Raw genomic sequence first — 12,599 nt, 5'->3', positions numbered from 1 at the left:
CTGCCTTGCACCGTATCCACGCCTGGCGTGGATCTACTGCAACGTGTAGAGCCGAGCCATGCCCGGCTCATCGTACGCAGCGCGGAAAAGAGCAGTCAAGCATGGTGCGACGCTGCAAACGGCGTCAACCAAAGACGAACGTGCCCTTCATCATCGCGAAGTGGCCGGGGAACGAGCAGAAGAAGGTGTAGTCACCGCCCTTCTGCAGGCCCTGGGTAGAGAAGCGCACGCGCGTGGTCTCGCCGCCGCCGATCACCTTGGTGTGCGCCAACACGCGCTTGTCGGCCTTCGGCAGGTAGCTGTCGGCCAGGGTCATGCGCATGCCCGCCATCGCCACCGGCTGGTAATCGGCACTGCGGGTCAGCACCCAGTTGTGGCCCATGGCAGTGGCGGCCAACTTGCCGGTGTGGCGCAGGGTCAGATCCACGGCGGTGCAGTCGGCGGCGACCTTGATCTCGCGGCTGCTGAAGCTCATCTGGTCGGTGCTGTCGATGCTCACCGCACACACCCGCGCCATCGCCGACGGCGCCAGCATCAGCGCGCCCAGTCCCACTGCCACCATCCAAGCCTTCATCGTTGCCTCTCCTGCGGATTCAAGCGCCATTCTAGGCAGCCCCCTGTGGCCGCGTCTGCGACCGTCTGTCGCATGCCCGCTCCAGGGTTTCCCGCACACTTGCCGCAATGGCATGCTCGGCCGATGCGGATCGACCTGTTGCTGCTGGATGTAGACGGCGTGCTGGTGCATTACCAGCGCGCGCAACGCGTGCTGCATCTGGCGAAGGCGCTGGGGGTTCCGACGCAGGCCGTGCAGACCGCGTTGTACGACAGCGGGCTGGAAGCCGCGCATGACAATGGCTCGCTGGGCGGCCCTGCCTATCTGGCGCGATTGGGAGAGCTTCTGCACAGGACCATCGACGTGGACACCTGGACCGCAGCGCGGCAAGCCGCGAGCCATCCGCAGCGCGCAGTCCTGCAACGGCTGCAGGCCCTGCAGCTGCCGATGGCGGTGCTGACCAACAATGGCGCGCTGATGAAGCAGGCGTTGCCTTCCCTGCTGCCGGAGCTGTTCCCTGCCCTGCTGGGTCGCGTGTTCTGCAGCGCCGATTTCGGCCTGCGCAAACCGGCGCCGGAGGTGTTCCTGCGCACGCTGGAGATGCTTGATGCAGCGCCTGCGCACACGTTGTTCGTCGATGACCTGTTCGCCAACGTGCGCGGCGCACGCGCCGCTGGGCTGCACGCGGAAACGGTGCACGATGGCCGTGGGCTGGGCAAGGTGTTGAAACGCTACCGGATCACGTGACCGCTGTAGAGCCGAGCCCATGCTCGGCTGCTGTTGCCTGACGTGGAGATGAGCCGAGCATGGGCTCGGCTCTACAGCGATTCCGCGGCGACGGGGTCAGCGCCAAGGCTTCAGCGTGCGGCGATGAACGCTGCAACAGCGGCACGCAGGCGCTTCAGGCCTTCGGCCACTTCTTCGTCGGTGATGTTCAACGACGGCACGAAACGCAGCACGTCCGGACCGGCCTGCAGGGTCAGCAGGCCGTGTTCGGCCGCGTGATCGAGGATGGCACCGGCCTGCCCGGCGAAGTCCTTGGCCAGGACCGCGCCCAGCATCAGGCCGCGACCGCGTACGCCACTGAACACGCCGAATTCCTCGCTGATGCGGGCGAAACCATCGCGCAGCGCCTTCGACTGGCGGCTGACATTGGCGGCGATCTCAGGCGAGGACAGTTTGCGCAGCGCTACGCGGGCGACGGCAGCAGCCAGCGGATTGCCACCGAAGGTGGTGCCGTGCGCACCGAACTGCATGGTCTCGGCGACCTTCGGGCCGGCCAGCATCGCGCCGATCGGGAAGCCGCCTCCCAGCGCCTTGGCCAGGGTGACCATGTCCGGCACCACGTCATCCTGCCAGTGCGCGAACAGCGTGCCGGTACGGCCCATGCCCGCCTGGATCTCATCCAGCACCAGCAGCGCGCCGTGCTGGTCGCACAGCTCGCGCACGCGCTTGAGGAAACCGGACTTGGCCGGCATCACGCCACCCTCGCCCTGCACCGGCTCCAGCATCACCGCCGCCACGTCGCCCGCGGCCATCGCCGTTTCCAGCTGCACTTCGTCGTTGAAGTCGATGTAGCGGAAGCCACCGGGCAGCGGCTCATAGCCTTCCTGGTACTTCGGCTGGGCGGTGGCGGTCACCGCGCCCATGGTGCGGCCGTGGAAGCTGCCGCGGAACGTGATGATCACCCGCTTGTCAGCCGGCCGCCCCTGGCTGGAGGCCCACTTGCGCACCATCTTGATCGCCACTTCATTGGCTTCGGCGCCGGAATTGCACAGGAACACGCGCTCGGCGAAGCGGCTGGCCTTCACCAGCTCTTCCGCCAGGTGCAGCGGCGGTGCGCTGTAGAACACATTGCTGGTGTGCCAGAGCTTGCCGGCCTGCTCGACCAGTGCCGCCACCAGATCCGGGTCGTTGTGGCCCAGGCCGCACACGGCGATACCGGCCGCCAGATCGATGAACTCACGGCCCTGGCTGTCCCACACGCGGGCGCCCTGGCCACGCTCCAGCACCACCTGGCGAGGCTTGTAGACCGGCAGGTAGTAGTGCGAAAGGGAGATCAGCGGGTCGGTCGCGGCGGTCATGGCAGTCGGCAGGATTCAGGAATGCCCATTCTCGCGCCGGAACCCCTGCGGCACAATGCGCCCATGCGACCGTTCTCCGCCCCCCAGCTGAACCCCGCCACCGAAACCGGCTGGCGCCGCCAGTGGTTCGACATCATCTACCGGCACGATACCCGGCCCTCGCGCAATTTCGACCTGCTGCTGGTGGTGACCATCATCGCCAGCATCCTGGTGGTGATGATCGACAGCGTGCAGCACCTGCACGCCGAGTGGTCCACCAGCCTGTACGTGCTCGAGTGGGGCTTCACCCTCATCTTCACCGCCGAGTACCTGCTGCGGCTGGCGGTGGTCAAGCGCCCGCTGCGCTATGCCGTGAGCGTGTGGGGCATCATCGACCTGCTGTCGATCCTGCCCGCGTACCTGTCCATGTTCATCCCCGGCGCGCAGAGCCTGCTGGTGGTGCGCGCACTGCGCATCCTGCGCGTGTTCCGCATCCTCAAGCTGACCCGCTACATCGAGGAAAGCGGCGTGCTGATGCAGTCGCTGTGGCGCAGCCGGCGGAAGATCCTGGTGTTCCTGTTCACGGTGATCACCATCACCATCATCGCCGGCGCGCTGATGTACGTGATCGAAGGACCGGAGAACGGCTTCAGCAACATTCCTGCCAGCATGTACTGGGCGGTGGTGACCATGGCCACGGTCGGCTTCGGCGACATCGTGCCGCAGACCGTGCTCGGCCGCTTCGTCACGTCCGTGCTGATCCTGATCGGCTACAGCATCATTGCCGTGCCCACCGGCATCTACACCGCTGAACTGGCCAGCACCATGCGCGAGGCCGAGCTGGCGGCACGCCGCGATGCCCGGGGTTGCCCGCACTGCGGGCTGGAAGGCCACGAACCGGATGCACGCCACTGCCGGGCCTGCGGCAACGCGCTGCCGGAAGCCTTCAACCGCTGACCCGTACCTGCGCGGGGCGGTGAGCAGCCTGCCGCCGCTCCCGCCTCAGCGCATCGGATTGCTGGCACTGACCAGTGCGTCGGCACACTGGACTGTCACCCGGATCTACTGCCGGTTGCTCTGGAACACCAGCGCGTTGTAGACATGCAGCAGTCGCCCGGCCGAACCCCGCGGGGCCATCGACGGCGAATCCAGCATGCGCCGCTCGAAGTCGTTGTACGGGGTCTTGCTGCTGACCCGCTGCAGGCGCTCCTTGCCCTCGCGACGGAAGTTCTCGGCTTCGCGCTCGAAGCTGTTCCAGTCCAGCTTGCCCGGCTCCTGATCGGCCACCTTGGCATGTGCTTCGTCGGAAATGCGATTGAAGGCCTGCAGCCGTTCATCGGCCTGCGCCGGATCGAAATCGTCGTCGCCCATCATGTCCATGATCGCTTTCGCTTCCAGCATCATCGCCAGCCGGTAGTACTCGCGGGTGCGGCCCTCGGCCTGTTCCAGCGCCTTGAGGTGCTCGCGCTGGGCAGCATCGTTCTGGCGTTCCAGTTCAACGTTGAACGTTTCGCTGGCGCCGGCGAAGGCCTTGAACGCAGCCATCAGCGGCGCGTGCAGCTGCTTGCCCTTGGCGAACTGGTCGTCCTCGTAATCCTGGCGCTCGTAGTAGTCGTGTGCCTCATGGCTGACCGGCACCAGTGCCTTCAGCGCCTGCAGGTAGCGGCCAGCCGCCGCATCGAGTTCCGGCAGCGCGGGCTGGGCCGCGATCGCCTCGGTGATCGGTGCGTCGCACTGCTTCATGTCGTAGTCGTCGATCTCGCTTGGTCCGTACACACGGGTCTCGCGTCCGCTCGGACCGGCCTCCAGATCCTTGATCCAGCCCGTGTAGGCGCGGGCGCTGCCATGCACCTCGGAATCGACCGCGTTGAAGCAGCCGATATAGGCGTTGAGCTTGGCGGTCAGCTGCTGCTGGGCATCCTGCGTAGGCGCGGCATCGGCCTTGTCGGACGTGCCGGACGAGGCGGGCGGCTTGCCACCACAGGCGACCAGGGCAAGCGACAACGACGCAGCGAGCAGCGCTGCAGTGGTACGACGGAGCATCTACGCACATCCTTGTTGAAAACGATTACAGCCGCGAATTCTATCGCAGTTGGCCGATCATGACACTCGCATCGGATCAGTCGAGGAACAGATCCGGCAGCAGCGGCCGCGACGGATCCACCGCATAGCCGGACAGGTCGGTGATGCCGGCCTGTGCCAGCACCTCGTCATCGATCAGGAACTGGCCGTGGAAACCCGCGGCTTCGCGTACCAGCACTGCATGCGCGGCATCGGCCATGATCTGCGGCGTGCGGCATCCCGCCGCGTCAACGCCGGGGATCATGTTGATGGCGTCGGTGGCGATCACCGTGCGCGGCCACAGCGCATTGACCGCCACGCCCTGCGGCCCGAACTCGGCAGCAAGGCCGAGGGTGACGAAGCTCATGCCCATCTTCGCCAGCGTGTAGCCGGTATGCGCACCCCACCACTTCGGTTCCAGGCTCGGCGGCGGCGCCAGGGTGAGGATGTGTGGATTCGGGGCCTGCCGCAGGTACGGCAGGCAGGCCTGTGCGCACAGGAAACTGCCACGCGCATTGACCTGCTGCATCAGGTCGAAGCGCTTCATCGGTGTCTCCAGCGTGCCGCGCAACCAGATCGCGCTGGCATTGTTGACCAGGATGTCGATGCCACCGAAGGTATCGACCGTAGCGGCGACGGCCGCCTGCACCTGCTCTTCCTCGCGGATGTCGCATTTCAACGCCAGGCCCTGGCCGCCGGCCGCATTCACCGCATCGGCAGCGCTGTGGATGGTGCCCGGCAACTTCGGGTTCGGCACCGACGACTTGGCCGCGATGGCCACGTTGGCACCATCGCGCGCGGCACGCAGCGCGATCGCCAGGCCGATGCCACGCGAGGCACCGGTGATGAAAAGGGTCTTGCCCTGCAGACTGCCCACGTTCCAGACTCCAGCGTATGCAATGAGCGGCTAGTATGCCGCGCCGACGCGGAGTTCACCCGGTCTTGACGATACTCGGGCCTCCAGTCAACGCACGAGGTCCACGCCATGCGCCGTTCCCGTCTGCTGCTGCCTGCCCTCGCACTCGCCCTGATGACCGCCTGCCAGGGCAGCTCGCCCGAGCCCGGCAAGGAACCTGTCGCCACGGACACCCCCAGCGCGGAGAAGGCAGCGACCGATGGCCGGATGCGCTGGAGCGAGGCGGTGGTGTGGGACGGCGATCTCAACGCCTGCCGTCAGGGAGGCGATGCGGCGACGCGCGACTGCCTGCGCGATGCGATGCGCAGCGGCGGCGCCAGCTCGGATGCAATCACGGCCGCCGAGCAGCTTTCCACCGGCGGCGAACTGGCCTATGTCAGCGCGTGGCATGAGCATGACGGACTGGGCGTGGCCACGGTTGAATATCCCTTCCGCGCCAACACCAACCAAGGCACGCGTCTGGTGGATGCAGGCGGCAAGCGCATCGATGTCGATGCGGTGCAGCTGGACGATGCGCTGCGCGCCGACCCGACTGTGCAGGCAGTGCTGAAGGCCAACCCGCAGGCGACGCCGTTCGCACCGGCGCAGGCCGCAGGCACCGCACCACTGGAAGGCGGCGGCATCCGCCTGCTGTACCGCACGCCGCTGCGCGACTGCCATGCCTGCCCGGATGTGGGGCAGCTGCAGATCGGCTATGACTTCGATGCCAAGCGGAACTTCATTGGCCAGCAGCTGGTGCCGGCAACGCCCTAGCGCTCCGGTGGCGCCGGGTGCCGCCGGGCCCGGCCTACCCGTACGCGCGTACCTGCCTGCGCAGCAGATGCGGCACGATCAGCCGGTGCATCGGGTCCACCGGCAGCATGTACAGGCGCCCGAACGCGTTGTGCGTATGCACCACCGTCGCCACTTCCAGCGTGTCACCCTGCCACTGCAGCGCCAGCTGCACGTGCAGGTGCCGGTCGTCATCCTCCAGCACGATGGCATCATCGTGCAGCGACTGCAGGGTGAAAATGCCGAGCCGCTGCCCGGGACTCGGATGCTGCGCAGCCTGCACCGCACGCAGCGAACCCAGATCCTTCATCCCGAGCAGGCGCATGCCCTGGTTGCGCAGCGCCATCAGCCCGTCAAACCACGCAGGGACCGTCGCTGCCATGTCGCGATAGGCCTGCAGCGCACTGCGCCCCTGTCGATGGGTGTCGACGCGGCAGGCATGCACGAAATCCGCACCCGCCAGCTGCGGATGCAGGACGCTGGCCGCGCTCGGCAGCGTGGTCACTACGTGCCACCGTCTCACGGCTTCGGCCCCTGCCCTTCGTTGTCTTCCCAGTGCAGGATGCGCCGTGTGACGAAGCGGTAGACCGGCTTGCCGGTGGCGAACCACAGTTCGCGTACCCACGACGTGCGCTTGAGCACGCGCTTCTCCACCGGCGTCAATGACTCGCGGCAGTACATGCGTTTGTGCTTGAGCAGATGGCGCAGATCCTCGCGGGCCAGCAGGCGCATCCAGCGCGAGCGCGGATTGCCGATCACCGCCAGCTGGAAGTCGATCAGCGCCGGACGACCATCGTCGGTGACCAGCCAGTTGGCCTCCTTGGCCAGGTCGTTGTGGGCGACGCCGCGCCGGTGCAGCTGCTGCAGCAGGCGCCGCGCGGCGCGGAACCAGGCGAGGTCGCCGCGCGGCGGGCGCTGGTACATGGCATCGCCGGCCATGAAACTGCGATCCAGGTGGCGGCCATCCCAATCGATCAGCTGCGGGACATCGGCCATGCCGTGGATATGGCGCAGCGCGCGTGCTTCGCGCCGCGCCAGCCACCACGCCGGCAGGCGCAGCCACAGCGGCGTCGCCCCCAGATCGCGGCGCACGAACGGCCCGTCGGGGCCCTCCATACGAAGGATGCGGCCGAAGCTGTCGGCCTTCAATGCATGTGGTGGGACGTCTGGCGAATGCGGCATGGCGCCATTCTAGGCGATGCCGACGGTGGCAAACGGTCGGCAAGCGGCTGGGAACCAGTCACCTTCACGCCTTTATAATCGGGCAATGGACTCTTCATGGATCGACGCCACCCTCGCGTGGATTGCCGCTCATCCCGTGCTGGCGGGCGCGGTCATTTTTCTGATCGCGTTCTGCGACGCGGTCATCATTCTCGGCGCCATCGTGCCCGCGCTGCCCCTGCTGTTCGCCGTGGGCGTGTTCATCGGCCTTGGCCAGATCTCCGGGCCGTACGCGGTCGCTGCGGCAGCGCTGGGTGCGTTCGCGGGCGACGGCATCAGCTACTGGATCGGCCGCCGCTGGGGCGATCGCCTGCGCGGCGTGTGGCCGTTCAGCCGCTACCCGCAACTGCTGGACCGTGGCGAGAACCTGTTCCGCCGCAATGCCTTCAAGAGCATTCTTGTGGCCCGCTACGTCGGCGCGATCCGGCCGTTCGTCCCCGCCATCGCCGGCATGATGAACATGCCCGCCAGCCGCTACATGCAGGCCAGCGGCATCGCCAGCATTTCCTGGGCCGTGCTGTTCCTGGCGCCAGGCTGGATCCTGGGCGAAGCCTATGACGCGGTCGCGGCCGTGGCAGGTCGCCTGGTGGTGGTGGTCGGCCTGCTCGCGGTGATCCTCAGCCTGGTCTGGGCGATCGTGCTGTACGGCTACCGCTGGTCCGCAGCGCGCATGGATCATTGGCTGTCGCGCCTGCTCGACTGGTCCAACCGCCATCCGACTCTGGGCCGTTACACGGTCGGCGTGCTCGACCCGAAGCGGCGCGAGTCGGTGCCGTTGGCGATGCTGGCACTGATGCTGCTGCTGCTCGGCTGGGGCTGGTTCGCACTGCTCACCCTGGTGGTCGCGCACGGTGAACCGCTTGCGGTCGATCTGCTGGTGCACCAGGCCATGCTGGCGCTGCGCAACCCGCTGGCCGACTACCCGATGGCGGCGCTGGCCTCGCTCGGCGCATGGCCGGTACTGCTGCCGGCCACCGCCGCGGCGATGGGCTACCTGATCTGGCGCCGGCGCTGGATGGCTGCGGCGCACTGGCTGGCCGCGCTCGCCTTCGGCCTGGCCCTGACGCTGCTGCTCGGCGCGACCGTGGATGTGGTCCGCCCGGTCGACGCCAGCAGCGGCTTCGGCTTCCCGTCGGTATCGGTGACCATGGCCACCATCACCTTCGGCTTCTTCGCGGTCCTGATCGCGCGCGAGATGCCCGGCCGCACCCGCGTCTGGCCGTACCTCGTATCGGGCATCGTGGTCAGCCTGATCGGCTTCTCGCGCCTGTATCTGGGCGCACACTGGCTGAGCGATGTGATCGGCGGCATGCTGTTCGGCACGTTCTGGCTGCTGGTGCTGGGCATTGCTTACCGCCGCCGGTTCAACCGGTCGTTCTGGGTCAAACCGGTCGCCTGGCTTTTCTACGGCGTCTTCGCCGTTGCCGCGATGTGGTATGCGCCGCGCAACATCGCGGTGAAGCTGGAACGTTTCGAGCCGTCCCTGCCCGCCGCGCAGGCGATGGATATGCAGGCGTGGTGGCAGCACGACTGGTCCGCGCTGCCGGCGCGCCGCAACGAGTTCGACGATGACCAGCGCTGGCCGCTCGATGTGCAGGTCGCCGGTCCCCTGGCCCCGTTGCAGGCACAGCTGGAGGCACGTGGCTGGACGCTGCAGGAGCAGGCCGGTTGGCAGGAAGCATTGCTGATGCTGGACAAGGACACCGGTGCGGAGCAGCTGCCGGTCTTGCCGGCAACGCTGGACACGCGCGTGGAAGCATTGCTGATGGTGCGCCAGGGGGCGCGTCCGGACGAGCGCTACGTGCTGCGCCTGTGGCCGGCCGCCGTGCAGCTGCAGCCGGGCGACACGCCACTGTGGCTGGGCAGCGCACAGACCCTGCGCTACGAGCGCCACTTCCAGTGGATCGGCATGTGGCATCCGCTGCGCGGCGTGGATCCAGCCTTGAACGCGGTGAAGGACGCCGTGCAGGAACTGCCGCAACGCGAGGATGTGCACGGCGAAACCGGGTTGCCGGTACTGCGGTTGAAGACCATCGCACCGTGAGGAGCCGCCGGGCGTGGCCCGGCGCTACCGCGCGGGATGATTCTTTACGGCATCCAGCCCAGCAGCTGCTGCAGGCGCTGATGCGGATCGTCCATCTGCAGCAGTTGCAGGCGCTGCTGTTCGCTCAACGGCAGCAGCTCGGCCAGGCGCCAGCCGACCCAGCTTGCCTGGTCCAGCAACGCAGGGTTGGCCGGAGCGTAGGCTTCGCCGGCCTGCTCGATGATGTGACCCAGCACGGTGGCCAGCAGCGCATGCTGTGGACGCAGCTCGTCATCCGGGTCTTCTTCGCACCAGCGCACATCGGCCACCACCAGGCCGTTGTCGCGCACCCGGGTGCGCTCGACATGGAAGCGGCGGGTACCGCGCAGGCGCAGCTGCAGCACGCCGTCGGCGCCGACATCGAAGTCCTCGATGCGTACCTGCACACCGTAGGCGGCCGGCGTTGCCGGCGCACCGACCTCCTGGCCATCAAGGATCAGGCAGACGCCGAATCCCTCCGCACTGCGGCCACTGTCGCGGATCAGGTCCAGATAGCGGCGCTCGAACACGCGCAGGCCGATCGCCGCGCCAGGCAGCAGGGTGGCGTGCAGCGGGAACAGGGGCAGTGACGCGTCCGTGCTCATCGCGCCTGCAATGCTGCGAGGAAACGGCGCGGCGCGCCGTCGAAGCCACCATTGGACATGAACACCACGTGGTCACCGCGGTGCACGCGCTCCTGCAGCTGTGCCAGCAATGCGTCGGTATCGGGTACCGCGTGCGCGTGGCCGCGCACCGCTGCGATCACCGACGCTGCGTCCCAGGCCAGCTCGGGACGATGCAGGAACACCACCTCGTCGGCCAGCGCCAGCGAGGGCGCAAGCGCGTGTGCATGTGCGCCCAGCCGCATCGAATTGCTGCGCGGTTCCATCGCCACCACGATGCGTGCATCGCCCACCTTGGCGCGCAGGCCCTCGAGGGTGGTGGCGATCGCGGTGGGATGGTGCGCGAAGTCGTCGTAGACGGTGATGCCGTCGTGGCTGCCGATCACTTCCATGCGCCGCTTGACGCTGCGGAAGCGCGCCAGCGCCGGGATCACCTCGGCCGGTGCCACGCCCACCGCATGGGCAGCGGCCAGCGCAGCGAGGCCATTGAGCACGTTGTGCCGCCCCAGCAGCGACCATTGCACATCGCCCAGCGCTTGCCCGTGGTGGTGCACGCGGAAGGCGCTGCCATCGGCGGCCAGCAGTTCGGCATGCCATTCCAGCGCCGGATCGAATCCGAAACGCTCGACCGGCGTCCAGCAGCCCATTGCCAGCACTTCGGCCAGGTGCACGTCCTCGCCGTTGACGATCAGACGGCCGCGCGCCGGCACGGTGCGCACCAGATGGTGGAACTGGCGCTGGATCGCGGCCACGTCCGGGAAGATGTCGGCGTGGTCGTATTCGAGATTGTTGAGGATGGCGACCAGCGGCCGGTAGTGGACGAACTTGCTGCGCTTGTCGAAGAAGGCGGTGTCGTACTCATCGGCTTCCACCACGAACTCACGGCCCTGACCGAGGCGGGCGGAAACGCCGAAATCCTCGGCCACGCCGCCGATCAGGAAACCCGGTGCGCGACCGGCATTCTCCAGCAGCCAGGTGAGGATGGTCGTGGTGGTGGTCTTGCCGTGGGTGCCGGCCACAGCCAGCGTGTCGCGGCCCGGCAGCACCTGCTCGGACAGCCACTGCGCGCCGGAGCTGTAGCGCTGGCCGGCGTCGAGCACCGCCTCCACGGCCGGGTTGCCACGCGAGAGCGCGTTGCCGATCACCACCTGGTCGGTGCCCGCCGGCACGCTGTCGACCCGGTAGCCCTGGTCCAGGGTGATGCCCAGCTGCTCCAGCTGGGTCGACATCGGCGGATAGATGGCCTGGTCACTGCCGCTGACCGTATGGCCCAGTTCCCGCGCCAGGGCGGCCACGCCACCCATGAAGGTGCCGGCGATTGCAAGGATATGTACGCTGCTCATGAGCGAGGATTGTGACCGATCACGGCTGTATAGGGCCAATGTCCGTAATGGGGTCAGACAAGTCCTACACCCGATGTGAGAAAACTCCAGCCACCTGTCAGGGAATTCCCGATAGCGATGTTCTGTGAACCCGGACACAATTCGGATTGCCAGCCGCAGTACCCGAACCGGTCCTACTCCCCAAGAGGCCATCCCCAAGGGAGCTCATGCTGCGGGGCCCTGAGCAAGCCCTCCGCTGGCACCTATGAAAACGACACAGGCCTGGTCCGCAAGGACCAGGCCTGTGTTCTGCATGCCGACCGCAGCCGGCCGCGCGCCTGGTTCAGGCCTTGATCGCGGCCAGGATGCGGGCTTCGATCTCGTCGAGCTCGCCGACGCCATCGACGCGGGCCAGGGTGCCCCGGCCTGCATAGAAATCCACCACCGGCGCGGTCTGGTCGTTGTAGACCTGCAGGCGCTGGCGCACCGATTCGGGATTGTCGTCGGCGCGGCCCTGCTCCTTGGCGCGGCCGGCGATGCGTTCGACCAGCAGTTCGGTGGCCACATCCAGCTGCACCACCGCATCCAGCGGCTGACCGATCTTGGCCAGCAGGCCGTCCAGCGCATTGGCCTGCGCCACGTTGCGCGGGTAGCCATCCAGGATGAAGCCCTTGGCGACATCCGCCTGGGCCAGCCGCGACTCAAGCATGCCCAGCAGGATCTCGTCCGATACCAGGTTGCCGGCATCCATCACCGCTTTCGCCTGCTTGCCCAGCTCCGAGCCCGCAGCGATCTCCGCACGCAGCATGTCACCGGTCGAGATGTGGGCGATGCCCAGCTTGTCCTTCAGGCGCGTCGCCTGTGTCCCCTTGCCCGAACCGGGCGGTCCCAACAGAACCAATCGCATTGACCTGACTCCAACGTGTTGAAAACAAAGAAGGTTCGCGTCCCGGACGGTCCGGTATCGCTGCACCGCAATAGCGCCACTTTACCGCATCCGGGTAATG

13 protein-coding genes are annotated in these 12,599 nt (G+C 67.3%); 4 read left to right on the top strand and 9 right to left on the bottom strand.

Annotated features, from left to right (window positions below):
* Nucleotides 1–124: 124 nt before the first annotated feature.
* Complete coding sequence (gene azu, locus AC5P76_RS00640; RefSeq protein WP_050509801.1) at nt 125–574, bottom strand: azurin; 450 nt, start codon at nt 572–574, stop codon at nt 125–127.
* A 123-nt stretch (nt 575–697) separates the two neighbouring features.
* On the opposite strand from azu, the gene AC5P76_RS00635 reads away from it, so the two are divergent.
* Nucleotides 698–1,300, top strand: a complete 603-nt coding sequence (locus AC5P76_RS00635; protein WP_197572400.1) for an HAD-IA family hydrolase — start codon at nt 698–700, stop codon at nt 1,298–1,300.
* 110 nt (nt 1,301–1,410) lie between these two features.
* On the opposite strand, the gene AC5P76_RS00630 is transcribed toward AC5P76_RS00635, so the two are convergent.
* Complete coding sequence (locus tag AC5P76_RS00630) at nt 1,411–2,637, bottom strand: acetylornithine transaminase (protein ID WP_180875887.1); 1,227 nt, start codon at nt 2,635–2,637, stop codon at nt 1,411–1,413.
* A gap of 63 nt (nt 2,638–2,700) precedes the next feature.
* Between AC5P76_RS00630 and AC5P76_RS00625 the strand changes: the two genes are divergently transcribed.
* Complete coding sequence (locus tag AC5P76_RS00625; RefSeq protein ID WP_053519846.1) at nt 2,701–3,573, top strand: ion transporter; 873 nt, start codon at nt 2,701–2,703, stop codon at nt 3,571–3,573.
* Between the two features lie 105 nt (nt 3,574–3,678).
* On the opposite strand, the gene AC5P76_RS00620 is transcribed toward AC5P76_RS00625, so the two are convergent.
* Complete coding sequence (locus AC5P76_RS00620) at nt 3,679–4,659, bottom strand: YiiG family protein (RefSeq protein WP_253118312.1); 981 nt, start codon at nt 4,657–4,659, stop codon at nt 3,679–3,681.
* 76 nt (nt 4,660–4,735) lie between these two features.
* Entirely contained in the window at nt 4,736–5,554 is an 819-nt protein-coding gene (locus AC5P76_RS00615) for an SDR family oxidoreductase (RefSeq protein WP_053519841.1), read from the bottom strand.
* 108 nt (nt 5,555–5,662) lie between these two features.
* Between AC5P76_RS00615 and AC5P76_RS00610 the strand changes: the two genes are divergently transcribed.
* On the top strand, nt 5,663–6,346 hold the full coding sequence (locus AC5P76_RS00610) for a hypothetical protein (RefSeq protein WP_111186792.1): 684 nt from the start codon (nt 5,663–5,665) through the stop codon (nt 6,344–6,346).
* Nucleotides 6,347–6,380: 34 nt separating this feature from the next.
* Here AC5P76_RS00610 and AC5P76_RS00605 read toward each other — a convergent pair whose 3' ends face one another.
* Together AC5P76_RS00605 and AC5P76_RS00600 are read right to left on the bottom strand one after the other, a co-directional pair.
* Complete coding sequence (locus AC5P76_RS00605) at nt 6,381–6,869, bottom strand: DUF2867 domain-containing protein (protein WP_429000952.1); 489 nt, start codon at nt 6,867–6,869, stop codon at nt 6,381–6,383.
* 14 nt (nt 6,870–6,883) lie between these two features.
* A complete protein-coding gene (locus AC5P76_RS00600; protein WP_111186793.1) occupies nt 6,884–7,546 on the bottom strand; it encodes a serine/threonine-protein kinase in 663 nt (220 codons plus the stop codon).
* An 85-nt stretch (nt 7,547–7,631) separates the two neighbouring features.
* Between AC5P76_RS00600 and AC5P76_RS00595 the strand changes: the two genes are divergently transcribed.
* A complete protein-coding gene (locus tag AC5P76_RS00595) occupies nt 7,632–9,629 on the top strand; it encodes a bifunctional DedA family/phosphatase PAP2 family protein (RefSeq protein WP_180875883.1) in 1,998 nt (665 codons plus the stop codon).
* A gap of 44 nt (nt 9,630–9,673) precedes the next feature.
* Here the strand turns inward: AC5P76_RS00595 and AC5P76_RS00590 are convergent, their stop codons facing one another.
* The 3 genes from AC5P76_RS00590 to AC5P76_RS00580 form a co-directional block, all read right to left on the bottom strand.
* Nucleotides 9,674–10,252: an LON peptidase substrate-binding domain-containing protein gene (locus AC5P76_RS00590; RefSeq protein ID WP_065175087.1), complete on the bottom strand. Its 579-nt coding sequence runs from the start codon at nt 10,250–10,252 to the stop codon at nt 9,674–9,676.
* Nucleotides 10,249–11,613: a UDP-N-acetylmuramate:L-alanyl-gamma-D-glutamyl-meso-diaminopimelate ligase gene (gene mpl, locus AC5P76_RS00585; protein ID WP_065181702.1), complete on the bottom strand. Its 1,365-nt coding sequence runs from the start codon at nt 11,611–11,613 to the stop codon at nt 10,249–10,251. Before mpl ends, AC5P76_RS00590 begins: the two co-directional genes overlap by 4 nt.
* A 322-nt stretch (nt 11,614–11,935) precedes the next feature.
* Nucleotides 11,936–12,499 (bottom strand): adenylate kinase, encoded by a 564-nt coding sequence (locus AC5P76_RS00580; protein ID WP_053519211.1) that lies wholly within the window; start codon nt 12,497–12,499, stop codon nt 11,936–11,938.
* Nucleotides 12,500–12,599 lie beyond the last annotated feature (100 nt).

The organism is Stenotrophomonas sp. YJH_SMC_36 (assembly GCF_059369935.1).
This window is presented reverse-complemented; position numbering and strand designations above follow the sequence as displayed.

Coding starts and splice junctions, on each gene's coding strand:
- azu (WP_050509801.1), bottom strand. CDS start 574: ATGAAGGCTTGGATGGTGGCAGTGGGACTGGGCGCGCTGATGCTGGCG.
- AC5P76_RS00635 (WP_197572400.1), top strand. CDS start 698: ATGCGGATCGACCTGTTGCTGCTGGATGTAGACGGCGTGCTGGTGCAT.
- AC5P76_RS00630 (WP_180875887.1), bottom strand. CDS start 2,637: ATGACCGCCGCGACCGACCCGCTGATCTCCCTTTCGCACTACTACCTG.
- AC5P76_RS00625 (WP_053519846.1), top strand. CDS start 2,701: ATGCGACCGTTCTCCGCCCCCCAGCTGAACCCCGCCACCGAAACCGGC.
- AC5P76_RS00620 (WP_253118312.1), bottom strand. CDS start 4,659: ATGCTCCGTCGTACCACTGCAGCGCTGCTCGCTGCGTCGTTGTCGCTT.
- AC5P76_RS00610 (WP_111186792.1), top strand. CDS start 5,663: ATGCGCCGTTCCCGTCTGCTGCTGCCTGCCCTCGCACTCGCCCTGATG.
- AC5P76_RS00600 (WP_111186793.1), bottom strand. CDS start 7,546: ATGCCGCATTCGCCAGACGTCCCACCACATGCATTGAAGGCCGACAGC.
- AC5P76_RS00595 (WP_180875883.1), top strand. CDS start 7,632: ATGGACTCTTCATGGATCGACGCCACCCTCGCGTGGATTGCCGCTCAT.
- AC5P76_RS00590 (WP_065175087.1), bottom strand. CDS start 10,252: ATGAGCACGGACGCGTCACTGCCCCTGTTCCCGCTGCACGCCACCCTG.
- mpl (WP_065181702.1), bottom strand. CDS start 11,613: ATGAGCAGCGTACATATCCTTGCAATCGCCGGCACCTTCATGGGTGGC.
- AC5P76_RS00580 (WP_053519211.1), bottom strand. CDS start 12,499: ATGCGATTGGTTCTGTTGGGACCGCCCGGTTCGGGCAAGGGGACACAG.